This window comes from Pseudescherichia sp. (genome assembly GCF_031987975.1).
GTDB lineage: Bacteria > Pseudomonadota > Gammaproteobacteria > Enterobacterales > Enterobacteriaceae > Pseudescherichia.
On sequence record NZ_DALZYX010000003.1, the window covers coordinates 176,086 to 200,062 of the forward strand.

Sequence of the window (23,977 nt, forward strand, 5' to 3'; positions counted from 1 at the left end):
GCCGGGACCGGCCTCTGCATTAACGCACCATGCACGGACGTTTGTTATCAAACGTCCAGCCAGGGATCAGATACTGCATGCCCATGGCATCGTCACGCGCGCCGAGACCGTGCTTCTGATACAGCTCGTGCGCCTTCATCACCTGATCCATATCCAGCTCGACGCCCAGACCCGGCGTGCTCGGCACCTGCACCATCCCGCCTTTGATCTCGAACGGCGCTTTGGTCAGGCGCTGGTTGCCCTCCTGCCAGATCCAGTGGGTATCGATAGCGGTGATTTTACCCGGCGCGGCGGCCGCCACATGGGTAAACATCGCCAGCGAAATGTCGAAGTGGTTGTTGGAGTGCGAACCCCAGGTCAGGCCGAACTCGTGGCACATCTGCGCCACGCGCACGGAGCCTTGCATGGTCCAGAAGTGCGGATCCGCCAGCGGGATATCGACGGACTGCAGGGAGAGCGTATGGCCCATCTGCCGCCAGTCGGTGGCGATCATGTTGGTGGCGGTCGGCAAGCCGGTGGCGCGACGGAACTCGGCCATCACCTCACGGCCAGAGAAGCCCTGCTCAGCACCGCACGGATCCTCCGCGTAGGCCAGCACGCCCTTCAGGTGCTTACCGATGTTGATCGCTTCGGCCAGCGACCATGCGCCATTCGGGTCGAGGGTAACGCGCGCCTGCGGGAAGCGTTTCGCCAGCGCCACGATAGACTCGGCCTCCTCTTCCCCCGCCAGCACGCCGCCTTTGAGTTTGAAATCGTTAAAGCCATATTTTTCATACGCCGCTTCGGCCAGGCGCACCACGCGATCCGGGGTCATCGCCTCTTCATGGCGCACGCGATACCAGTCGCACTTGTCATCCGGCTGGCTCTGGTACGGCAGCGGCGTCGCTTTGGCGTTGCCGACGTAGAACAGGTAGCCGAGCATCTCTACTTCGCTGCGCTGCTGACCGTCGCCAAGCAGGGTCGCCACGTTAACGCCCAGGTGCTGACCCAGCAGGTCCAGCATCGCGGCTTCGATACCGGTCACCACGTGGATGGTGGTGCGCAGGTCGAAGGTTTGCAGGCCGCGGCCCGCCGAGTCACGATCCGCAAACTGGTTGCGTACCGCGGTCAGAGTGTTTTTGTACTCGCCAACGGTTTTGCCCACCACCAGCGCGGCGGCATCTTCCAGCGTCTGGCGGATCTTCTCGCCGCCTGGGATCTCGCCCACGCCGGTGTGACCAGAGTTGTCTTTAATGATAACGATGTTACGGGTGAAGAACGGCGCGTGCGCCCCGCTCAGGTTCATCAGCATGCTGTCGTGGCCCGCAACCGGGATAACCTGCATGGACGTTACAACCGGGGTAGAGAATGGGTTACTCATCGTTTAATCCTTTTTCTGACAAATTTAGTGTCGACCAAAGACGGGACGTTTGCGATCGAACGTCCAGCCGGGGATCAGGTATTGCATCGGGCCTGCGTCATTACGCGCCCCGCCCGGGAGCTTTTTATACAGCTCGTGGGCCTTCTGTACCTGGTCCCAGTCCAGCTCCACGCCAAGGCCTGGCGCGTCCGGCACGGCAATCTGACCGTGCTTGATCTCTAGCGGCTGTTTGGTCAGGCGCGCATCGCCCTCCTGCCAAATCCAGTGGGTGTCGATGGCGGTCGGATTACCCGGCGCGGCGGCACCGACGTGGGTAAACATCGCCAGCGAAATATCAAAGTGGTTATTGGAGTGGCAGCCCCAGGTCAGACCCCAGTCGTCGCACAGCTGCGCCACGCGCACCGCGCCGGAGAGGGTCCAGAAGTGCGGATCCGCCAGCGGGATATCTACCGCGTTGAGCATGACCGCGTGGCCCATCTCACGCCAGTTGGTGGCGATCATATTGGTGGCCACCGGCAGACCCGTTGCCCGCCGGAACTCCGCCATCACTTCCCGCCCGGAGAAGCCCTGCTCTGCCCCACACGGATCCTCCGCGTAGGTCAGCACATCGTTCAGCCCTTTGCAGAGTTCAATGGCCTCATCCAGCAGCCACGCGCCGTTCGGGTCAACGGTAATGCGGGCGTCGGGGAAGTGTTTTTTCAGGGCGCGGGCGGTGTCGATCTCCTGCTCGCCCGGCAGCACGCCGCCTTTCAGTTTGAAATCTTTAAAGCCGTAGCGATCCTGCGACGCCTCGGCCAGGCGAACCACCGCCTCGCTGGTCATCGCCTCCTGATGGCGCAGATGATACCAGTCGTGATTGCCCTCGGTTTTGACGAGATACGGCAAATCGGTCTTCTGGCGATCGCCGACGTAGAACAGGTAGCCGAGCACCGTCACGGCGTCGCGCTGTTTACCTGGTCCCAGCAGCTCGCAGACCGGCACGCCAAGAGTTTTACCCAGCAGGTCGAGCAGCGCGGCCTCCAGGGCTGCTACCGCGTTAACCCGCAGCTCAAAGGTCCAGGCACCTTTACCAAAGGTATCAAAATCAGCCGCCTGGTTGCCTTTGTGTACCCGCTGCACCACCTGATTCAGGCGGGCAACCTGCTGGCCGATCACCATTGGGATCGCGTCGGTCAGCGTCTTGAGGATCACTTCACCGCCGGGGGCTTCCCCAACGCCGGTATTCCCGGCGCTGTCGGTCAGCACCACGATATTGCGGGTGAAGTAAGCGTTATGTGCCCCGCCGATATTCATCAGCATGCTGTCGTAGCCAGCGACGGGGATCACTTTCATATCGGTAATAACGGGGCTGGATTGTGTATTCATCATTAGCGTCCTGTCACAGGTTTCAGTTCGACACGTTTGATATCGCCCACAATAACCAGATAGCTGAGTACCGCTACCAGAGCATGGACACCAACGTAGATCAGCGCACCGTTAAAGGAGCCGGTGGTGCCCACGATGTAGCCAATGGCGATCGGGGTGACGATCCCGGACACGTTGCCGAACATGTTGAACAGACCGCCGGAGAGGCCGCTGATCTCTTTCGGTGCGGTGTCGGCCATCACGGCCCAGCCCAGCGCGCCGATGCCTTTGCCGAAGAAGGCCATCGCCATAAAGCCGATGATCATCCACTCTGTGTCTACGTAGTTACAGAACACCATCACCATCGACAGCAGCATACCCAACACGATAGGTGTTTTACGGGCAATGTTCAGCGAGCCGGTACGACGCATCAGCCAGTCGGAGATGATGCCGCCCAGCACGCCGCCAGCGAAGCCGCAGATAGCCGGGACAGAGGCGACAAAGCCCGCTTTCAGAATCGACATGCCGCGTGCCTGCACCAGATAAACCGGGAACCAGGTGATAAAGAAGTAGGTCAGGGCGTTGATGCAGTACTGGCCGATATAGACACCAATCATCATGCGCGAGTTAAGCAGCTGCTTAATCTGCGCCCACTTGACGCTGAACGGCACTTTCACTTTGTTACCCGGCTGATCCATGTTAATCAGCCCGCCGCCTTCAGCGATGTACTCCAGCTCTTTCTTGTTCACGCCAGGGTGCTGATTCGGCTCATGGATCACCTTCAGCCAGACAAAGCTGATAATAATGCCGAGGCCGCCCATGAAGAAGAAGACGTGTGACCAGCCCACCTCGTGGGTCAGCCAGCCCATGATCGGGGCGAAGATAACGGTGGCAAAATACTGGGCGGAGTTAAAGATGGCCACCGCAGTGCCCCTCTCCTGCGCCGGGAACCAGGCCGCCACGATGCGACTGTTGCCGGGGAAGGACGGCGCTTCCGCTAAGCCCACCAGGAAACGCAGGGTAAAGAGCGCAACGATGATGCCGAAGCCGCTGAAAATATCCACGAAGCCCTGCAGCAAGGTAAACAGGGACCAGATGAAGATCGACCAGAAGTAGACGCGTTTGGAACCAAAGCGGTCAAGCAGCCAGCCGCCCGGGATTTGGCCAATAACATAGGCCCATGAAAATGCAGAGAAAACATACCCCATGCCAACAGCATCGAGACCGATATCTTTTGCCATTTCGGAGCCGGCAATAGACAGCGTCGCGCGGTCACCATAGTTGAAGGACGTGACGATAAACAGCATCACCACTATCCAGTAGCGGGCGTTGGTGCGCTTTTCGGCGCTGCTCGCTGCGTGGCTTAATGAACTCATTATTGCACTCCTGAATTATAGCGTTGAGCTACATTCATTCTGAAAAGCACAACCTGTAGGGAGATCAGAATGACGTACTGGTGTTTTATTGCAGTATCTGTGCAGCGGCTCGTTATTACCCTGCGTACTGCGTTTTAATAACTGGCGAGAAAAGTATATGAAGCGGCCAGATTCGGCTCACCGTGCAAGCACACAACATTCAGGATGCTTATAGTTCTGCTTTGGGGCATAGGCCCAAATCGATGGGGGGTAGTTCACGGAATTGAAAAGCGTAGGGATAAAAGAGAAGAAAAAGGACGATGGCCCTCCACAGCCGGGAGGGCGGAAAGGCGTTTATTTTAGCAGGGTTCCCCACTGCTCAACCCACGGGTTCGACTCCGTCTCCGGCTCGGGATGCTCGCTGGCGTCAATCAGCAGAACCTCACCGACGCGCTGCGCCTGCTGCTCTGCAAGCAGCTCGGCAAATCGCTTCCCGCCGCCGCAGAAGTGGGAGTAGGTGCTGTCCCCCAGCGCAATCACGCCGTAGCGCAGGTTAGGCTGATAGCCGAGCGAGTCGCGGATCGCCGCGTAGAGCGGCGCAATATTATCCGGCAGATCGCCCTGCCCCGTCGTAGAGGTGACCACCAGCACGGTCTTGTCCTGGTAATGCGCCCAGTCCGCCAGCGTCCCATCCTCAAAGACCTTAACCTTATGACCCTGAGCGGTTAGCAGCGTCTCCGCCTCTTCGGCCACCAGCAATGAGTTGCCATACATGGTGCCAACAAAAATACCAATCTCTGCCATTTTTCACTCCCTGGTTGCTACCTGATACGTTTCATCCTGGTCGCTGTCCGGCACAAACTCAACCCTTTCATTCATCGGGAGAAGGCCGCGCCAGCCAAACTGGGTTAACGCCTGCATCCAGACGTCGTCCAGCCCGGCGCGCAACGTCAACGGCTCGCCGGTAAAGGGGTGGTTCAGCGACAGCTCGCTGGCGTGCAGCATCAGCCGGTTCAGGCCAAAGTGCGCCGCCGCGCTGCGGTTCTGCCGCAGATCGCCATGCTTGCTGTCGCCAATAATCGGGTGCCGCAGATGAGCAAGGTGGCGACGCAGCTGGTGCTTACGCCCGGTTTGCGGATCCAGCTCCACCAGCCCGTAGCGGGTGGTCGGAAACTTGCTGATGGCGACCGGCAGCTCAACGGTGGCCAGCCCACGGTAGCGGGTCACGGCTGGCTGCGGCTCTTTATCAGCCCGGGCGAACTTATCGGCGATCTTATCCAGCTCCTCTACCAGCGGATAGTCCAGCGTTGCGGCATCCATCAGCCAGCCGCGGACAATCGCATGGTAGCGCTTCTGGATCTGATGCTGCTCAAACTGCTGGGAGAGCCGCCGCCCCGCCTCGCTGGATAGCCCCATCAGCAGCACGCCGGAGGTCGGCCGATCCAGGCGGTGAGCGGTAAAGACGTGCTGGCCGATCTGGTCGCGCACGGTCTGCATCACCACCACTTTTTCATCACGATCGAGCCAGCTACGGTGCACCAGCCAGCCGGAGGGCTTGTTCACTGCCACCAGCCACTCATCCTGATAGATAATCTCCAGCATCAGGCATCGCTACCGGTAAAGAGTGCGTCAAGGCGTTGCAGATGCACAATAATGACGTCACGCAGCGGATCGCTGGCGTCCAGCGCCATCTCATAGTAGGGGGTAACGGCAAAGGCCTGCGGTAGCGGCTGGCCGCTGTCCAGCAGAGCGTGCATACGCGGGATCAGCACCCACTGCAGCCACTCCAGCGGCGCAAGCGTATCCAGGCAGAAGGGCTGGGTGCTGGCAAACGCGCTGCTCTCTGGCGCAACGCCCTGCCAGGCATTTTTCTCGCGCAGCAGCGCCTCAATGGCGTGCAGCTGTTCGCGTACGCTGATATGAAGAGACATAGAAACCTCGAATGACGATCGAACTGGCGCGCAGAATAGCATTGCGGGGGAAGAAATAAAAAAGGGAGCACTGTAATTAAACAGTGCTCCCGGTTCGTTTAGCAGCAGTCCAGCTACCTTGTTGCTCCCTGCTCATCCATGAAAACTTTTCCTGCGGTCTCCTGACCTGTTCATCCGTAAACCGTGCTGCCTGCTCGCATCGCCCGATACGACACGCTTAATCCGTTAAGCGACTTCCTAATCATCCTGATCCACCGGATATCCTGCCCGGCTCACATTCTCCTTCCTGGAGGTGTCCTTCAACGCGCTCCGGCGTTATCCTCTTTGCTTCATCCTGAAGCCTTTCCCTGCGATACCTTCCCGATATGTCCTGATTAAGAAGCGACATCATCCTGACATTCACTTCTTGCGCGACATCCTGTCAACACAGATAGAATCGGACTTTCCGCTTCGTCTTGCAAGCACGCCATAAGACTTTAGTACGGATTAATTTGCGTTAAAGAGCGGCTAATTTTCAGCAACTGACTGATAAAAAATAAATTTATCAATTTTACATATTAAAAATATTTTTTAACAAAATGGCAATATCCTACAGGCTTGTAAGAGATCTCTCACAAGCGTTATAGCGGAATGGATTACACAACAGGTTCAAGCTGGTTGAGAAAGAGGGTCACCGACGAGGCCAGCACGGTACGTTGACGCGTACCCAACGTCTCTTTTACCACCTCGCCGGTCAAGTTACAGATCGAGATGACGTCAAGTTCACTGTCGAGCGTCGCAATAAATAGCGTTGGTGAGAGCTTTAATCGCTTTTGCGTCACCAAATGACCAATGAGATTCTCCTGAACGCGCAGGAAATCGTCCGCACTCCAGGTTTGCAGGAGCGTCAGCGTCTCATTATCGAATCGTGCCAGCATATCACCGGCAAACTGTGAGGAATAGAAGCTGTGAACTGCTGGTTGTATCACAATATCTAATGCACGTTCAACAGCGTTTACATTCGGTTCTGCATCAAAAGGCTGGGGCTGCCAGATCACCCGGTCATTAAGCGAGGAGATGACGCAGGGCGACGGCACGCCGTAAAGCGCTTCGCTCTGCGGCCAGCTATTATGGGTCTCGTGCCAGGCGTCGCAGTAGCGCGCGGTAAAAGCCTTCAGGGCGTGGGATGTCTCTTGGTCCACCGGTTCCTCTCTTCACTCAGCCAGGATAAACTTATGGCAAAGAGTTTACCTGCAAAACGGCGATGAAACATGTCTTCTTATGATAACCACCAGGCGCTGGCTGGCCTGACCCTGGGTAAAACTACCCGCTACCAGGATGTTTATGATGCAACCCTGCTGCAGGGCGTTCCCCGCAGCCTGAATCGCGATCCCCTTGGCCTGCACGCTGGAAGCTTGCCCTTCCACGGCGGCGACATCTGGAGCCTGTATGAGCTGTCATGGCTCAACGATAACGGCCTGCCGCAGGTGGCGGTGGGCCATGTTGAGCTGGACTATGCCAGCGTCAACCTTGTGGAGTCGAAAAGCTTTAAGCTCTACCTGAATAGCTTTAACCAGACGCGCTTTAGCAGCTGGGAGGAGGTCCGCGCCACGCTGGCACGCGATCTCAGCGCCTGCGCGCAGGGCGAAGTAAGCGTAATGCTCTATTCGTTAGATGAGATTGAAGGCCAGCCGATTGCCCACTTCAACGGCAAGTGCATTGATAACCAGGATATCGTGATCGATGACTACCAGTTCAACGCTGACTATCTACAAAACGCCGCCGCTGGCCGCGTGGTAGAGGAGACGCTGGTCAGTCATCTGCTGAAGTCTAACTGTCTAATCACGCACCAGCCGGATTGGGGTTCAGTTCAGATTCAGTATCGCGGGCCGCAGATCGATCGTGAGAAGCTCCTGCGCTATTTGGTCTCCTTCCGCCATCACAACGAGTTTCACGAGCAGTGCGTGGAGCGCATCTTCAACGATCTGCTGCGCTTCTGCCAGCCGGAAAAGCTGAGCGTCTATGCCCGCTACACCCGTCGTGGTGGCCTGGATATCAATCCATGGCGGAGTAACACTGACTTCCAGCCTGCCACGGGCCGTCTGGTGCGTCAGTAACGGTGGCAAAAAGTACGATTTTTTACTGATTTGCGCGGTGGATTCCGCGCCTGAGGTTGTTAAACGTCATAAGCCAGGGCTATTGTAATCAGAGGGAGCGGCGATCTTCGCCCCATAAGGAGTTCACTTGATTACACATATTAGCCCGCTAGGCTCAATGGACCTGTTGTCGCAGCTGGAAGTCGATATGCTCAAAAGCTCGGCCAGCAGCGACCTTTATCAACTGTTTCGTAACTGTTCACTTGCCGTTCTAAACTCAGGAAGCCAGACCGACAGTAGTAAAGAGCTGCTTTCCCGCTTCGAGAATTTTGATATCAACGTGTTACGCCGTGAACGCGGCGTCAAGCTGGAGCTGATCAACCCGCCGGAAGAGGCGTTCGTTGATGGGCGAATTATCCGCTCGCTCCAGGCTAACCTCTTTGCCGTGCTGCGCGACATTCTCTTCGTCAACGGACAAATCCATAACGCCGGGCGCTTCCAGCACCTTAACCTGGAAAGTTCTACCCATATTAGCAACCTGGTGTTCTCGATCCTGCGTAACGCCCGGGCGCTGCACGTGGGTGAAGCCCCCAATATGGTAGTGTGCTGGGGCGGCCACTCGATCAACGAAACCGAATATCTCTATGCCCGCCGGGTCGGAACCCAGCTGGGTCTGCGCGAGCTGAACATCTGTACCGGCTGCGGGCCGGGGGCGATGGAAGCGCCGATGAAAGGTGCCGCGGTGGGCCATGCCCAGCAGCGCTATAAAGAGGGACGCTTTATCGGCATGACCGAGCCGTCCATTATCGCCGCTGAGCCACCTAACCCGCTGGTTAACGAGCTGGTGATTATGCCGGATATTGAGAAGCGTCTGGAAGCCTTCGTGCGCATCGCCCACGGGATCATTATCTTCCCCGGCGGAGTGGGTACGGCAGAGGAGCTGCTCTATCTGCTCGGCATTCTGATGCACCCGGCCAACCAGCATCAGGTGCTGCCGCTGATCCTCACCGGTCCGAAACAGAGCGCCGACTACTTCCGCGTGCTGGATGAGTTTATCACCCACACGCTCGGGGAATCGGCCCGCCGCTACTACCGCATCATCATTGACGATGCGCCGGAAGTGGCTCGGCAGATGAAAAAAGCGATGCCGCTGGTGAAAGAGCACCGTCGCAATACCGGGGACGCCTACAGCTTTAACTGGTCTATCCGTATTGCGTCGGATCTGCAGATGCCTTTCGAGCCGACCCACGAGAACATGGCCAACCTTCAGCTCTATCCGGATCGGCCGGTCGAGATGCTGGCGGCGGACCTGCGCCGGGCCTTCTCCGGGATCGTGGCGGGTAACGTTAAAGAGGTCGGTATTCGCGCCATTGAAGCCGCTGGGCCGTACAAGATCCACGGCGACCGGGCAATGATGCGCCGGATGGACGATCTGCTGCAGGGCTTCGTTGCCCAGCACCGCATGAAGCTGCCTGGCTCGGCCTATATTCCCTGCTACGAAATTTCTGCCTGATTCTCCTGTCATGCCGGGTGGCGCTGCGCTTACCCGGCCTACTCAATGTATATGCCGTCCTTATGTTTCTGAACCCCCCATCAATAAGCAATCGATTGCTTATAAAACACACCCCGTTATTTATGCAGAAAAGTTTTGCTTAAATTTGATAAAACGCTGCTATTAGCGCCTTTTACCGCGTGATTATCGTATTTCGCGTCCGCCGCTTTGATCGCAAATCCTGGCGATGGTAGCCTTCGCCACCATAAATCTCCCCATGCGCTTTTTTCACAGCGTGTTGGTCTAAACCTATCCACATAGAAAGTGGATTATTGCAATTGAGATCGCGATCACTGTCAGAGTCATCACTTAAATGTATCTTGCCGCCGCAAAATGTAACGAAGAAAAACTATTCCAATACGTTACTTCCCGAATTTCATATTACCGTCAGGTACTTTTTCATTGGATTTGACTAAGCGCCTGGCATTTAGCTTTTAAAGTAAATGGAGATAGAGATGGAAACCACGCAAACCAGCACTATTGTTTCGCAGGAAACGCGAAGCACATGGCGTAAGAGCGATACCATGTGGATGCTGGGCCTGTACGGCACGGCGATTGGCGCAGGGGTTCTTTTCCTGCCGATTAACGCCGGCGTCGGCGGTATGATCCCCCTGATCATCATGGCGATTATCGCCTTCCCGATGACCTTTTTTGCCCACCGCGGCCTGACCCGTTTCGTGCTGTCCGGGAAAAACCCCGGGGAAGACATCACCGAAGTGGTGGAAGAGCACTTTGGCGTGGGGGCCGGTAAGGTCATCACCCTGCTCTACTTCTTCGCTATCTATCCGATCCTGCTGGTCTACAGCGTGGCGATCACCAACACCGTGGATAGCTTCCTGACCCACCAGCTGGGCATGGTTTCGCCGCCGCGCGTCGTGCTCTCGCTGATCCTGATCGTTGGCATGATGACCATCGTACGCTTTGGCGAGAAGATGATCGTGAAAGCGATGAGCATCCTGGTGTTCCCGTTTGTCATTGCCCTGATGCTGCTGGCGCTCTACCTGATCCCGCAGTGGAACGGCGCAGCGCTGGAGACCCTCTCCTTTGATGCTGCCGCTAACACCGGCCAGGGCCTGTGGATGACCCTGTGGCTGGCGATCCCGGTGATGGTCTTCTCCTTCAACCACTCACCGATCATCTCCTCCTTCGCCGTTGCCAAGCGCGAAGAGTATGGTGATGAGGCTGAGAAAAAGTGCTCCCGCATCCTCTCATATGCTCACATCATGATGGTGCTGACGGTAATGTTCTTCGTCTTCAGCTGCGTACTGAGCCTGGCCCCGGCCGATCTGATCGCGGCGAAAGAGCAGAACATCTCCATCCTCTCTTACCTGGCTAACCACTTCCATGCCCCGGTGATTGAGTGGATGGCACCGATTATCGCCATGGTCGCGATCACTAAATCCTTCCTCGGCCACTACCTGGGCGCGCGCGAAGGCTTTAACGGGATGGTCATTAAGTCCCTGCGCGGCAAAGGCAAAACCATTGAACTGAGCAAGCTGAACCGTATCACTGCGATCTTCATGCTGCTGACCACCTGGCTGGTGGCGACGCTGAACCCGAGCATCCTCGGCCTGATCGAGACCCTCGGCGGCCCGGTTATCGCGATGATCCTGTTCCTGATGCCGATGTATGCCATTCAGAAAGTACCGGCCATGCGCAAATACAGCGGCCATATCAGCAACGCGTTTGTGGTGGTGATGGGCCTGATCGCTATCTCCGCTATCTTCTACTCGCTGTATCATCTCTTTGCCGCTTAATTAGCTCCCCCCTCGCCGCCCACCCGGGCGGCGAACCCAAACCAACGCTCTGGACAATGCATTATGATCAGCGTATTCGATATCTTTAAAATTGGTATTGGTCCCTCCAGCTCGCATACCGTCGGGCCAATGAAAGCCGGAAAGCAGTTCATTGATGACCTCATTAACCGCGGGATCCTTGCCGATACGACGCGTGTCGTGGTTGACGTCTATGGCTCGCTGTCCCTTACCGGCAAAGGTCACCATACCGATATTGCCATTATTATGGGCCTTGCGGGCAACCTGCCGGACAGCGTCGATATTGATGCCATCCCGGCGTTTATTGCGGATGTGAGCGCCCGGGGCCGTCTGCCGCTGGCGAACGGTCAGCATGAGGTGGATTTTCCTCTTGAGCAGAGCATGAATTTCCATGCTGATAATCTCTCCCTGCATGAAAACGGGATGCGCATCAGCGCCCTGGCCGGTGAGCAGTTGCTCTATAGCCAGACCTACTACTCCATCGGCGGCGGGTTTATCGTTGATGAGGCGCACTTCGGTCAAGCCAACTTCTCGCCGGTAGCCGTGCCTTATCCCTATAAGAGCGCTGCCGATCTGCAGCGTCACTGCCAGCAGACCGGCCTGTCGCTCTCCGGACTGATGATGGAGAACGAGCTGGCCCTGCACAGTAAAGCGGCGCTGGAGCAGCACTTCGCCAGCGTCTGGGCGGTGATGCGCGGCGGAATCGAGCGCGGCACGACCACCGAAGGGGCATTACCAGGCAAGCTGCGCGTACCGCGTCGGGCAGCAGCGCTGCGCCGGATGCTGGTGAGCAGCGATAAAACCAGCAGCGATCCGATGGCGGTCGTTGACTGGATCAACATGTTTGCGCTGGCGGTAAACGAAGAGAACGCCGCTGGGGGGCGCGTGGTGACAGCCCCTACCAACGGCGCATGCGGCATCGTTCCTGCTGTGCTGGCCTATTACGATAAATTTATCCGCGAAGTGAACGCTAACTCGCTGGCGCGCTACCTGCTGGTATGCAGCGCCATCGGCTCGCTCTATAAGATGAACGCCTCTATCTCCGGCGCGGAGGTAGGCTGCCAGGGCGAAGTGGGCGTCGCCTGCTCAATGGCGGCGGCCGGGCTGACAGAGCTGCTGGGCGGCAGCCCGGCGCAGGTCTGCATTGCGGCGGAAATCGGCATGGAGCACAACCTGGGACTTACCTGCGATCCGGTTGCCGGTCAGGTTCAGGTTCCCTGTATCGAGCGTAACGCCATCGCCTCCGTCAAAGCGGTCAATGCTGCACGCATGGCCCTGCGCCGTACCAGCGAGCCGCGCGTCTGCCTCGACAGAGTCATTGAGACGATGTACGAGACCGGCAAGGATATGAACGCCAAATATCGGGAGACCTCCCGCGGCGGGCTGGCAATGAAAATCGTCGCCTGCGACTGATCCCCTTCGGGTGATGAATGGTCTCCGCCTCCCGTCAATGATACCCTTAGCCGGTCTGTCATTGTCGGGAGGCTTACGTGGCCATTCATCTGCTTATCGTTGATGCGCTTAACCTTATTCGTCGTATTCATGCCGTACAGGGTTCGCCCTGCGTGGATGCCTGTTCGCACGCCCTGGGACAGCTGATTGTTCACAGCCAGCCGACCCATGCGGTGGCGGTGTTTGACGACGAGGCCCGCAGCAGCGGCTGGCGGCATCAGAAGCTGCCGGACTACAAGGCAGGCCGCCCACCGATGCCCGACTCCCTGCACGATGAAATGCCTGCCCTGCGCGCCGCCTTTGAACAGCGCGGCGTGCGCTGCTGGATCTCCGAGGGCAACGAGGCGGACGATCTCGCCGCCACGCTGGCGGTGAAGGTAGCCCAGGCGGGGCATCAGGCGACCATCGTCTCGACCGACAAAGGCTACTGCCAGCTACTCTCCCCCACTCTGCGCATTCGCGACTACTTCCAGAAGCGCTGGCTGGATGCCCCCTTTATCGAGAGCGAGTTTGGCGTTCTGCCGGAGCAGCTAACGGACTTCTGGGGACTGGCGGGCATCAGCAGTTCGAAAATACCCGGCGTCGCGGGGATTGGTCAGAAGAGCGCCGCCCAGCTGCTGGCGCAGTTTCACACTTTAGAAGGGATCTATGCCCATCTGAACGATGTGCCAGAGAAGTGGCGCAGCAAGCTGGAGGCTCACCGGGAGATGGCGTTTATCTGCCGCGAGGTGGCACAGCTCCAGACGGATCTGCACCTCGACGGCAATTTACAACAGCTAAGGTTAATCGCGTAGGCCCGGTAAGCGCAGCGCCACCGGGCGAAACGGTCTGTTCTAGCGTTCGTCGCGACGGCCACCGACGGCCGCCCACCAGCGACGGACGTGCACCGTCACCTCTTCGCGGTCGTGATAGAGCTGACGGGCCTGGATCTGGGCGTTAATGCCGTTCTCCTCCAGCTGCTGCTGGATATAAGCCAGGTTGTTTGATACTTCCTCATAGCGCTTCTTCATCGGCAGCTTGAGGTTGAAGATAGCCTCCCGGCACCAGCCGTTAACCAGCCACTGGGCCATCAGCGCCGCCACCTTAGCAGGCTTTTCCACCATATCGCACACCAGCCAGGTAATGTTGCTCCGCGTCGGGCGATACTTAAAGCCATCTTCTCGCAGCCAGGTCACCTGCCCGGTATCCATCAGGCTCTGCGCCATCGGGCCGTTATCCACTGACGCGACCCACATGTTGCGCTTCACCAGCTGATAGGTCCAGCCGCCAGGGCAGGCACCCAAATCAACGGCGTGCATGCCGTTTGCCAGACGCTCGTCCCACTCGTCCGCCGGGATAAAGACGTGGAACGCCTCTTCCAGCTTCAGCGTAGAGCGGCTCGGCGCATCAGCCGGGAACTTCAGACGCGGAATGCCCATATAGAATGGTGAGTTGTTGTCGGAGTAAGAGTAGCCGGTATAGCAGCAGCCAGGAGCGATAAAGAAGACGTGCACCACCGGACGCTTAGCGGTTTCGTAGCTGGTGAGGATCTTCGCCTCGCGCAGCGCAGCGCGCAGCGGCACGGTGAACTTGCGGCAGAATTTCATCAGCTCTTTGCTTTCGTTGGTATCGGCAACCTCAACGCGCAGTTCGCCGCCCTTTTCTACCACACCCTGCAGCATGCCGACGATGGGCGTGATGCGATCTTCCGGGGGCAGATCCTGCAGCAGCTCGCCAACCACGAACATCTGGCGAACAAAAATCAGCGAGCTGAACGGCAGCTCCCGCGCCAGCTTGTCGGCCTCTTCCGCCTGATAGCACTCAAAAATGACATACCCGGCGTTCTCTTTAACGCGGGCAAAGCCAAACACGTTCAGCCGCCCGGCCTTATCGGTAATCTCTGCGGCACACTCTTTTTCAAATCCGGGGCGACACAACAATACAAGCTTATTCATGACCAGGGCCTTTACGTTTCAGACGAATTGCGCCAATTAACATTAATACCCAGCCGGTAAGGAAGCTGACGCCGCCGACCGGGGTGACAAACGCCCACAGGCGCAGATGCGACAGCGCAAGGCAGTAGAGACTCCCGCTGAACAGTACCGTACCCAGCGCCAGGAAGACGCTGCTCCAGTAGAACCAGATGCTGATCCGGCGCTGCATGGCTACCGCCAGGCCCAGTACCGCCAGGGTATGAAACGCCTGGTACTCAAGACCGGTCTGGATCCAGCCCATCTCGGCGGCACCTAACGATTTACTTAATACGTGTGCGCCAAAGGCGCCAAGGGCCACAAAAACAAAACCGCTGATAGCGGCAAAAATCAGCATAAATCGGCTGGTCATAGTCTTACCCTAAAGTCATGCGCTAACTACGCGCCTTAATAAGTTATTGCTCATAGCGAAAGCGAAATTTTTCCTGCTCGGCTGCCGCTTTGGCCAGGATCCACTGGCGAAAGGCGGCTATTTTACCCAGTTCTGCCTGACTGTCATGACAAACCAGATAAAAGGCGTTTTTGCTGACCAGCACGTCGTTAAACGGACAGGCCAGGCGCCCGGCTTCGATCTCCGACTGGGCCATAACGTTATTCGCCAGCGCAATGCCCTGACCGTGTATGGCCGCCTGCAGCACCATTGCACTGTGGCTGAAGATCGGTCCCTGCTGCACGTTGAGGTTCAGGCCCAGCTGGCGGGTGTAGGTCTGCCAGTCGCGCCGGGAGGCATCATGCAGCAGCGTATGCTTTGCCAGGTCCTCGGGCGTTTTTAGCGGTTTATCACCGGTGAGCAACAGCGGCGAGCAGACCGGCAGCAGATATTCTGCGTATAATTTTTCTACACGCAAGCCGGGCCAGTTTCCCCGTCCATAAAAAATCGCCACGTCGACATCGTCTGCCAGCTTATCAACCTCACGGTCCACGGCCTGGATGCGAACGTCGATTCCCGGATAAGCTGAGTTAAAGCTAGAGAGCCTCGGAACCAGCCACTGAATGGCAAAACTGGGCAGTAAACTGACGGTTAACGCCCCTTTTGCGCTGCGCGACTGAAGCTTGCGCGTGGCCTCGGTGAGCTGAGAAAAAATCTCTTTGATATCCTGAAAATAGCTCTGTCCCTCCTCCGTCAACAGCAGGGATCGGTTGCGACGACGGAACAGCTTGAGTCCAAGAAAATCCTCAAGAGACTTGATCTGGTGGCTTACTGCGGCCTGCGTCACAAAAAGCTCATCGGCAGCGCGAGTAAAACTTAAATGGCGGGCGGCAGCATCAAAAACACGTAATGCATTTAAGGGCGGTAATCGCTTAGACATGGGTTATTTTGGCTTAGGTGTTAAATCATTTTAACAAACAGGAAACAATAGGTTACCTATTAGTTTTTTTTATCTGAGCCATTATAAATTGTCCGTTGAGGAACTACCAGCAAATACCTATAGTGGCGGCACTTCCTGAGCCGGAACGAAAAGCTTTTTTTGGAATGCGTGTTCTGATGGGCTTTTGGCTTACGGTTGTGATGTTGTGTTGTTGTGTTTGCATTTGGTCTGCACTTCAGACCACGGTAGTAAAACTACCCTATTTCACTTCCTGTACATTTACCCTGTCTGTCCATAGTGATTAATGTAGCACCGCGAATTGCGGTGCTTTTTTTTACTCTTTTTTCAACAGCTTAACCAGAGATTATTTCTCCAGCGCGACCATCTCTTTCACGTCGCTGCGGTTAATCTGCTGTTTGTTACCGTTCGCATCCTTATACGAAATCATCCCGGTTTGATCGTCAGTCTTCGGCTTACCATCAGAAACGATAGTACGACCGTCATTGGTATGCATAACATAGTTCGGACCAGAACAGGCGCTCAGGGCAAAAGCCAGTGTACAAGCAGAGATAATTGCGGCAGTCTTTTTCATCTTCTTCTCCTTTTAGCAATAAATGCTATTCAAACCGTCTTTCATAACAGGCTTCAATCGTCACCTAACACTTATCAGCATAATCGGCTTACATAATTTCGCCAGGATAAACAGATAATTCCGATGGTTAGCACTTTGCTTGTACATTGGTGAAAATTGCGCGACGATCCTTATATCGATATGAGGAATTTTATGAACGCTTTTAACCCTGCGCAATTTCGTGCTCAGTTTCCGGCGCTTGCCGATGCCGGTATCTACCTGGACTCTGCTGCTACGGCGTTAAAGCCCCAGGCGGTTATCGACGCGACGCAGCAGTTCTACAGCCTGAGCGCGGGCAACGTCCACCGCAGCCAGTTTGCCGAGGCTCAGCGCCTGACGGCACGCTACGAAGCGGCACGGGATCGCGTTGCCGCCCTGCTTAACGCCCCCTCCGGCAAGAATATCGTCTGGACCCGAGGCACCACCGAAGCCATCAATATGGTCGCTCAGTGCTACGCCCGCCCTCGCCTTAAGGAGGGAGATGAGATTATCGTCAGCGTAGCCGAGCATCATGCCAACCTGGTGCCGTGGCTCATGGTGGCGGAGCAGACCGGCGCGCGCATCGTTCAGCTGCCGCTGGCGGCCAACGGCGTCCCGGATGTAGAGCAGCTCGACGGGCTGATCACGCCCCGCAGCCGTATTCTCGCTCTCGGGCAGATGTCTAACGTCACCGGCGGCTGTCCGGATCTGGCCCGCGCTACCGCTTACGCCCACAGCGCAGGGATGATTGTCGTGGTCGATGGCGCGCAGGGGGCGGTGCACTTCCCCGCCGACGTCCAGAAGCTGGGCATCGATTTCTACGCCTTCTCCGGCCACAAGCTCTACGGCCCGACCGGCATCGGCGTGCTCTATGGCAAGGCCAGCCTGCTGGATGAGATGTCGCCCTGGCTGGGCGGCGGCAAGATGATCGCCGAAGTGACTTTTGACGGCTTTACGACCCAGCCCGTTCCGTATCGCCTGGAGGCGGGTACGCCGAACGTTGCTGGCGTGATAGGTCTCTGCGCTGCACTGGAGTGGCTGGAGGGGTTTGATATCGTGCAGGCCGAGAGCTATAGCCGTGGTCTGGCAACCCTGGCTGAAGAGGCGCTGGCTCAGCGACCGGGTTTCCGCTCGTTCCGCTGCCAGGACTCCAGCCTGCTGGCGTTCGATTTTGCCGGCGTTCACCACAGCGATATGGTTACCCTGCTGGCGGAGTACGGCATCGCCCTGCGCGCCGGACAGCACTGCGCCCAGCCGCTGCTGGCAGCCCTTGGGGTGAGCGGGACGCTGCGCGCCTCGTTTGCGCCCTACAACACGAAGGCGGACGTCGATGCGCTGGTTAACGCCGTCGATCGCGCCCTTGAGATATTGGTGGATTAATGACTAGCCCTGCTTTTGCCGGACACCCGTTTGGCACCGCCGTCACCGAAGAGACGCTAAAAAAGACCTTTGGCCCGCTGACCCAGTGGGAAGATAAGTATCGCCAGCTGATTATGCTCGGCAAGCAGCTGCCGCCCCTGTCGGAGGAGCTAAAGGCGCAGGCCCGGGAGATTCCCGGCTGTGAAAATCGGGTCTGGCTCGGCCACACTCGTGCGGCGACGGGAAAAATACACTTCTTCGGCGACAGCGAGGGGCGCATCGTGCGCGGCCTGCTGGCGGTGCTGCTAACGGCCATCGAGGGCAAAAACGCCGAAGCGCTGCTGGCGAGCGATCCGCTGGCGCTGTTTGATGAGCTGGGCCTGCGCGCCCAGCTGAGCGCCTCGCGTAACCAGGGCCTGACGGCGCTGAGCGAGGCGGTGGTTGAGGCGGCGCGTCAGGGGTGAATATGCCCGTATTGCCCGGTGGCGCTGCGCTTACCGGGCCTACAAAACCTATACGGCGCGGGCAGCTTTTGCCATCATCTTCTTCAGCGCATGGGAGACCGCCACGAAGCCAAAAGTGGCGGTGACCATAGTCGCCGCGCCGAAGCCGGAGGCGCAGTCCATCCGCTTCGGTCCCTCCGCCGTACTCTTCATGGCGCATACCGTGCCGTCCGCCTGTGGATAGACCAGCGCCTCGGTAGAGAAAACGCAGTCCACGCCCAGCTTGCCCTTGCTGTTTTTCACCACGCCAAAGTCGCTTTTTAGCCGCTCGCGCAGCTTGGCAGCCAGCGGATCCTGAATCGTCTTCGCCAGATCGCTGACCTGAATCTGCGTCGGATCGATCTGCCCGCCCGCGCCGCCGGTGGTGACCAGCGGAATTTTATACCGACGGCAGTAGGCGATCAGCGCCGCCTTGGGCCGCACGCTATCGATGGCGTCGATGACGTAGGTGAAGTCCTTGTTCATCAGCGTTGCCACGTTGTCGGCGGTCACGAAGTCATCCACTACCGTCACCAGACACTCGGGATTGATCTGGCGAATGCGGTCCGCCATCACCTCGGCTTTGGCCAGCCCGACGCTGTCGCGCAGGGCATGGATCTGCCGGTTGGTATTGGTTACGCAGACGTCGTCCATATCGATCAGCGTAATCGCGCCGATCCCGGTACGAGCCAGCGCTTCCGCAGCCCAGGAGCCAACGCCGCCAATGCCCACCACGCAGATATGCGCACGGGCAAACAGCGCCAGCGCATCTTCACCATACAACCGCGCCGTGCCGCCAAAACGCTGACGCCAGGCATCGCTGATTACCACAGACATAAGACCTCAGATATCTAAATTGGGCGCGCAGATTAGCATACTCAGCCGCTAAAGACGTTACCGGTTCCTGCCCCCGGCGCGTTTTTCAGCACCCATACGCGACCGTAGTGGTTATACCATCCGGCGCGGTGCCCGGCGTCAGGGCCAATCCCCTGGTAGATATCAAAGTGCTGACCTTTGATTGCGCCGCCTACGTCGAGAGCGACCATCAGGCGCAGCTCATACTGACCGTTAAACTTGCCGTTGTTATCCAGCAGCGGTACCTCTGCCAGCAGCGTTGTCCCTGCCGGGATAATGCTGCGATCGGAGGCTACCGACGCCCGACCAATTAGCGGCACGGCGCTGGCACCTTTCACCGGGGCATAAGACTGCGGCTTGAAGAAAACAAAGGAAGGGTTCTGCTCCAGCAGCTCCTGCACCTCGGCAGGGCTGTGGGTCTCCCCCCAGTGGCGGATCGCCTGCATCGACATATCCTCGCGTTTCACTTCCCCACGGTCGATCAGCACCTTACCAATGCTGCGGTAGGCGTGGCCGTTTTTACCGCCATAGCTGAAGAAGTTCAGCGGGCTACCGTCGCCAAAATCGATATAGCCGCTGCCCTGCACGTCCATAATAAAGTTGTCCATCAGCGAGTTACTGTAGGCCAGCACATAGCTGTCGCTGAGCGCGCCGGAGTAGATCTCTGCCCGGGACGGCAGGCGACCGCGTTTAGGCGGCATACGATAGATAGGATACTGGAACTCGCCCTGTCGGGTATGGCGGGCCTGTACCACCGGCGTATAGTAGCCGGTAAACTGAACGTTGCCGTAGTTATCGGTGCCGTTCATCTGCCAGGCGTCAATGCCGTACTGGCGCATGGTGCGGGTGTCGCCCCCGGCGCGCAACCACTCCTGCACCGCGCTATAGACGGCGCTCTGGTTGCCGTAAAGGCGCGGCGAGGCGCTGCGGATCTGGCCTACCTGCTGGGCAAAGTCGCCGCCGTTAATCGGCGCACCTACCGCATCCGGCTGGTTTACCAGGGTGAAAGGCTGGGTTAACTTCCCGTCTTCATACTGCTGACCGCGATCGGTCGGTTTCGAGGAGCAGGCGGCAAGCAACGCCAGCGCTGCGCCCGTGAGGAGATACTTCGACCAACGTCCTTTCATTGTTTCTCATCTTTTTGGTTAACCAGGGGGCGTGATGAAGATAACAAACCAGTTTCGCTAATGAAATGCGTAATAGTCGCCTTAACGCCAATTACGTATAAAAAACGCGCATATTGTGCCATTTTTATGCGAATGCTTTCATAATTTAACAATTTTCTTGAAAAAGGGTTGCGTCAAAGAGCGAGCGGAGTATAGTGCGCTTCCACGGACGCGGGGTGGAGCAGCCTGGTAGCTCGTCGGGCTCATAACCCGAAGGTCGTCGGTTCAAATCCGGCCCCCGCAACCAATACAGTGTGAAAGAAAGAAACCTGCTGAATAAGCAGAGACGGACGCGGGGTGGAGCAGCCTGGTAGCTCGTCGGGCTCATAACCCGAAGGTCGTCGGTTCAAATCCGGCCCCCGCAACCAATACAGTGTGAAAGAAAGAAACCTGCTGAATAAGCAGAGACGGACGCGGGGTGGAGCAGCCTGGTAGCTCGTCGGGCTCATAACCCGAAGGTCGTCGGTTCAAATCCGGCCCCCGCAACCACTTCAACAATAAACACCCTGACGGGTGTTTTTTTGTTTCTGCCTCCCGGCAAACCTGCCCGGCAAAAACGTTAGCCCCTGCGGGCCAACGTTACGCCATCAGCAAAGTAAGCCTTGATCCCTGCCAGAATCGACTCCGCGACCTCCTGCTGAAACGCCGAGGTTCTGAGCTTGCGCTCCTCTTCCACGTTACTGATAAATGCCGTCTCTACCAGGATCGACGGAATATCCGGCGCTTTCAGCACCGCAAAGCCCGCCTGATCGACCCGGTTCTTATGCAGTTTGTTGACATGACCGAGGCGGTTTAGCACCTCTTTGCCAAACTTCAGGCTGTCGTTGATGGTCAGGGACTGCACCATATCGAACAGGGTGTGATCCAGATACTGATCGCCGCTCTTGCTTACGCCGCCTATCAGGTCGGCGGCGTTTTGCGTCTGGGCGAGGTATTTCGCCGCCGTACTGGTGGCCCCTTTCGTTGACAGCGCAAAAACCGACGAGCCACGAGCGGCCCGGCTGGTAAAGGCATCAGCGTGGATAGAGACAAAGAGATCGGCGCGCTGCTTCTGCGCTTTAGCGACCCGCACCTTCAGTGGAATAAAGACATCTTCGTTGCGCGTCATGTAGGCCTTCATATTGGCCTCTTTATCAATCAATGCGCGCAGGCGGCGGGCAATTTGCAGCACCACGTCTTTTTCACGGGTCTTATATTTGCCGATCGCACCTGGATCTTCTCCCCCGTGGCCGGGATCGAGCATGATCACCACCGGCCGATCGCGTCCGGCCTTGCCCGGCTGGGGACCGCTCTGGGCAGGCGGCACCTGCTTGTCCAGGTTGCCTTTGTTGTAATCCTCCAGCAGCGCCAGGAGCGGATCCTGCTCGTTCTGGCCGTTGACCGGATAGAGATCCATCACCAGGCGCTCTTTAAACTCTGATACCGGGGCCAGCGAGAAGAGATGCGGACTGACGTTCTGCTTAAGCTCAAACACCATGCGCACGGTTTTAGGATCGAACTGGCCGACGCGGGCAGATTTGATAAAGGGATCGCTATCGTGGATTTGTGTCCCAACCCCTTTTAGCACTGAATTGAGGTTTACGCCCTCAATATCTACCACCAATCGTTCAGGATTGCTTAAGGCAAACTGACGGTATTTCAGCACCCGGTTTGACTCCACGGTGATGCGCGTATAGGTCGATGCGGGCCAGACGCGTACGGCGATAACCTGACTAACCGCGGCTAAACCTGCCTTGCTTACGCTAAGCAACCACAGAGCGCCAGCGCCTTGTAACAGCTGGCGACGGCTAAGAGCTGAGTTGGATCCTGACATGCCTCTCCCGAGCAAAAATTACGTCATTTATTATTAAAACGGCCTGCTTGACGAAAAACTTTAACGAATGATGCATAAACTGTCATCAACAAAAGGGTAAACATTAATTTAACAGCGGTGACAATGTGGAGCATTTTCTCACATCCCGGTGAAATTTTGACTTGCGCCCACGACAATAAAAGAATAAAAATACAGAAATTACGAATAATCATGCAATGAGGGTTGTGCCGTGGTGAAGGAGCGTCGAACCGAACTGGTACAGGGATTCCGCCATTCTGTTCCCTATATTAATGCCCATCGGGGAAAAACCTTTGTCATCATGCTGGGTGGTGAAGCCATCGAGCATGAGAACTTTTCCAGCATCGTCAACGATATCGGGCTGCTGCACAGCCTCGGCATTCGCCTGGTTGTTGTCTACGGCGCACGCCCGCAGATTGATGCTAACCTGGCGGAGCACCACCACGAGCCTATCTATCACAAGCATACCCGCGTCACCGACGCTAAAACCCTGGAGCTGGTCAAGCAGGCGGCGGGCCTGCTGCAGCTTGATATCACCGCACGTCTTTCGATGAGCCTGAACAATACGCCGCTGCAAGGGGCGCATATTAACGTGGTGAGCGGCAACTTTATCATTGCCCAGCCGCTGGGCGTGGATGACGGGGTCGATTACTGCCACAGCGGGCGTATTCGCCGCATCGATGAAGAGGCGATCCACCGTCAGCTCGACGGCGGCGCTATTGTGCTGCTGGGACCGGTAGCGGTATCGGTGACCGGAGAGAGCTTTAACCTCACTTCAGAAGAGGTTGCCACCCAGCTCGCCATTAAACTGAAGGCGGAGAAAATGATTGGCTTCTGCTCATCGCAGGGGGTAATCAACGACGAAGGCAATATCGTCTCTGAGCTGTTCCCCAACGATGCCCAGACCCGAGTCGAAGAGCTGGAGGCGCGGCAGGACTATCACTCCGGTACGGTGCGCTTCCTGCGCGGCGCGGTAAAAGCCTGCCGTAGCGGCGTGCGCCGCAGCCACCTGATTAGCTATCAAGAAGATGGTGCGCTGTTGCAGGAGCTTTTCTCCCGCGACGGCATCGGCACGCAGATTGTGATGGAGAGCGCCGAGCAGATCCGCCGCGCCACCATCAACGATATCGGCGGCATTCTGGAGCTGATCCGCCCCCTCGAGCAGCAGGGCATTCTGGTACGGCGCTCCCGCGAGCAGCTGGAGATGGAGATCGACAAGTTCACCATTATTCAGCGCGACAACCTGACCATCGCCTGTGCCGCACTCTATCCCTTCCCGGAAGAGAAGATTGGCGAGATGGCCTGCGTAGCGGTGCATCCTGACTACCGCAGCTCGTCGCGCGGCGAAGCGCTGCTGGAGCGTGTTGCCCTTCAGGCGCGACAGATGGGTCTCAGCAAGCTATTTGTGCTGACCACCCGCAGCATTCACTGGTTCCAGGAGCGCGGCTTTACCCCGGTAGATATCGACCTGCTGCCGGAGAGCAAAAAGCAGATGTACAACTATCAGCGCCGCTCAAAGGTGCTGATGGCGGATCTTACCTAAGCAAAAC

22 protein-coding genes and 3 tRNA genes are annotated in these 23,977 nt (G+C 57.4%); 11 read left to right on the top strand and 14 right to left on the bottom strand.

What is annotated here, in order from left to right; genetic code table 11:
- Positions 1-19: 19 nt before the first annotated feature.
- The 7 genes from gudD to syd form a co-directional block, all read right to left on the bottom strand.
- Positions 20-1,360: a glucarate dehydratase gene (gene gudD / locus RTN40_RS06665; protein WP_312227784.1), complete on the bottom strand. Its 1,341-nt coding sequence runs from the start codon at positions 1,358-1,360 to the stop codon at positions 20-22.
- 24 nt (positions 1,361-1,384) lie between these two features.
- On the bottom strand, positions 1,385-2,725 hold the full coding sequence (locus RTN40_RS06670; protein ID WP_312227970.1) for an enolase C-terminal domain-like protein: 1,341 nt from the start codon (positions 2,723-2,725) through the stop codon (positions 1,385-1,387).
- A 2-nt stretch (positions 2,726-2,727) separates the two neighbouring features.
- A complete protein-coding gene (gene gudP / locus RTN40_RS06675) occupies positions 2,728-4,080 on the bottom strand; it encodes a galactarate/glucarate/glycerate transporter GudP (protein WP_312227785.1) in 1,353 nt (450 codons plus the stop codon).
- A 333-nt stretch (positions 4,081-4,413) separates the two neighbouring features.
- A complete protein-coding gene (locus RTN40_RS06680; protein WP_312227786.1) occupies positions 4,414-4,863 on the bottom strand; it encodes a flavodoxin in 450 nt (149 codons plus the stop codon).
- 3 nt (positions 4,864-4,866) lie between these two features.
- Entirely contained in the window at positions 4,867-5,661 is a 795-nt protein-coding gene (gene truC / locus RTN40_RS06685) for a tRNA pseudouridine(65) synthase TruC (RefSeq protein WP_312227787.1), read from the bottom strand.
- Positions 5,661-5,990 carry a YqcC family protein gene (locus tag RTN40_RS06690; RefSeq protein WP_312227788.1) on the bottom strand — a complete coding sequence of 110 codons (330 nt, stop codon included), beginning with the start codon at positions 5,988-5,990 and terminating at the stop codon, positions 5,661-5,663. The genes truC and RTN40_RS06690 overlap by 1 nt, the downstream gene beginning before the upstream one ends.
- A 635-nt stretch (positions 5,991-6,625) precedes the next feature.
- On the bottom strand, positions 6,626-7,171 hold the full coding sequence (gene syd / locus RTN40_RS06695) for a SecY-interacting protein (RefSeq protein WP_312227789.1): 546 nt from the start codon (positions 7,169-7,171) through the stop codon (positions 6,626-6,628).
- A gap of 69 nt (positions 7,172-7,240) precedes the next feature.
- Here syd and queF point away from each other — a divergent pair, with 69 nt between their 5' ends.
- The 5 genes from queF (at position 7,241) to xni (ending at position 13,638) form a co-directional block, all read left to right on the top strand.
- Positions 7,241-8,086 (top strand): NADPH-dependent 7-cyano-7-deazaguanine reductase QueF, encoded by an 846-nt coding sequence (queF, locus tag RTN40_RS06700; protein ID WP_312227790.1) that lies wholly within the window; start codon positions 7,241-7,243, stop codon positions 8,084-8,086.
- 127 nt (positions 8,087-8,213) lie between these two features.
- Complete coding sequence (gene ppnN, locus RTN40_RS06705; RefSeq protein ID WP_312227791.1) at positions 8,214-9,578, top strand: nucleotide 5'-monophosphate nucleosidase PpnN; 1,365 nt, start codon at positions 8,214-8,216, stop codon at positions 9,576-9,578.
- Positions 9,579-10,072: 494 nt separating this feature from the next.
- Positions 10,073-11,374, top strand: a complete 1,302-nt coding sequence (locus RTN40_RS06710) for an HAAAP family serine/threonine permease (protein WP_312227792.1) — start codon at positions 10,073-10,075, stop codon at positions 11,372-11,374.
- A gap of 63 nt (positions 11,375-11,437) precedes the next feature.
- The gene (locus tag RTN40_RS06715; RefSeq protein ID WP_312227793.1) at positions 11,438-12,805 is read left to right on the top strand and encodes an L-serine ammonia-lyase; all 1,368 of its coding nucleotides are present in this window, start codon (positions 11,438-11,440) and stop codon (positions 12,803-12,805) included.
- Between the two features lie 77 nt (positions 12,806-12,882).
- Positions 12,883-13,638 (top strand): flap endonuclease Xni, encoded by a 756-nt coding sequence (gene xni / locus RTN40_RS06720; RefSeq protein WP_312227794.1) that lies wholly within the window; start codon positions 12,883-12,885, stop codon positions 13,636-13,638.
- A gap of 39 nt (positions 13,639-13,677) precedes the next feature.
- On the opposite strand, the gene rlmM is transcribed toward xni, so the two are convergent.
- The 4 genes from rlmM to RTN40_RS06740 form a co-directional block, all read right to left on the bottom strand.
- A complete protein-coding gene (gene rlmM, locus RTN40_RS06725) occupies positions 13,678-14,778 on the bottom strand; it encodes a 23S rRNA (cytidine(2498)-2'-O)-methyltransferase RlmM (protein ID WP_312227795.1) in 1,101 nt (366 codons plus the stop codon).
- Entirely contained in the window at positions 14,771-15,166 is a 396-nt protein-coding gene (locus RTN40_RS06730) for a DUF423 domain-containing protein (protein WP_312227796.1), read from the bottom strand. The genes rlmM and RTN40_RS06730 overlap by 8 nt, the downstream gene beginning before the upstream one ends.
- Positions 15,167-15,209: 43 nt before the next feature.
- Positions 15,210-16,124 (bottom strand): glycine cleavage system transcriptional regulator GcvA, encoded by a 915-nt coding sequence (gene gcvA, locus RTN40_RS06735; RefSeq protein WP_312213758.1) that lies wholly within the window; start codon positions 16,122-16,124, stop codon positions 15,210-15,212.
- Between the two features lie 364 nt (positions 16,125-16,488).
- Complete coding sequence (locus RTN40_RS06740) at positions 16,489-16,716, bottom strand: YgdI/YgdR family lipoprotein (protein ID WP_042387893.1); 228 nt, start codon at positions 16,714-16,716, stop codon at positions 16,489-16,491.
- A 192-nt stretch (positions 16,717-16,908) separates the two neighbouring features.
- On the opposite strand from RTN40_RS06740, the gene csdA reads away from it, so the two are divergent.
- Positions 16,909-18,114: a cysteine desulfurase CsdA gene (gene csdA, locus RTN40_RS06745; protein WP_312227797.1), complete on the top strand. Its 1,206-nt coding sequence runs from the start codon at positions 16,909-16,911 to the stop codon at positions 18,112-18,114.
- Complete coding sequence (gene csdE, locus RTN40_RS06750) at positions 18,114-18,557, top strand: cysteine desulfurase sulfur acceptor subunit CsdE (protein ID WP_312227798.1); 444 nt, start codon at positions 18,114-18,116, stop codon at positions 18,555-18,557. Before csdA ends, csdE begins: the two co-directional genes overlap by 1 nt.
- 48 nt (positions 18,558-18,605) lie before the next feature.
- On the opposite strand, the gene tcdA is transcribed toward csdE, so the two are convergent.
- Complete coding sequence (tcdA, locus tag RTN40_RS06755; RefSeq protein WP_312227799.1) at positions 18,606-19,412, bottom strand: tRNA cyclic N6-threonylcarbamoyladenosine(37) synthase TcdA; 807 nt, start codon at positions 19,410-19,412, stop codon at positions 18,606-18,608.
- 41 nt (positions 19,413-19,453) lie between these two features.
- Positions 19,454-20,557: a murein transglycosylase A gene (mltA, locus tag RTN40_RS06760; protein WP_312227800.1), complete on the bottom strand. Its 1,104-nt coding sequence runs from the start codon at positions 20,555-20,557 to the stop codon at positions 19,454-19,456.
- Positions 20,558-20,766: 209 nt separating this feature from the next.
- Here mltA and RTN40_RS06765 point away from each other — a divergent pair.
- The 3 genes from RTN40_RS06765 (at position 20,767) to RTN40_RS06775 (ending at position 21,085) form a co-directional block, all read left to right on the top strand.
- Positions 20,767-20,843, top strand: a tRNA-Met gene (locus RTN40_RS06765).
- A 44-nt stretch (positions 20,844-20,887) separates the two neighbouring features.
- Positions 20,888-20,964, top strand: a tRNA-Met gene (locus RTN40_RS06770).
- A 44-nt stretch (positions 20,965-21,008) separates the two neighbouring features.
- Positions 21,009-21,085: transfer RNA gene (locus RTN40_RS06775), tRNA-Met, on the top strand.
- 70 nt (positions 21,086-21,155) lie between these two features.
- Here RTN40_RS06775 and amiC read toward each other — a convergent pair.
- Complete coding sequence (gene amiC / locus RTN40_RS06780; RefSeq protein ID WP_312227801.1) at positions 21,156-22,409, bottom strand: N-acetylmuramoyl-L-alanine amidase AmiC; 1,254 nt, start codon at positions 22,407-22,409, stop codon at positions 21,156-21,158.
- 229 nt (positions 22,410-22,638) lie between these two features.
- Between amiC and argA the strand changes: the two genes are divergently transcribed.
- On the top strand, positions 22,639-23,970 hold the full coding sequence (argA, locus tag RTN40_RS06785; protein ID WP_312212824.1) for an amino-acid N-acetyltransferase: 1,332 nt from the start codon (positions 22,639-22,641) through the stop codon (positions 23,968-23,970).
- Positions 23,971-23,977 lie beyond the last annotated feature (7 nt).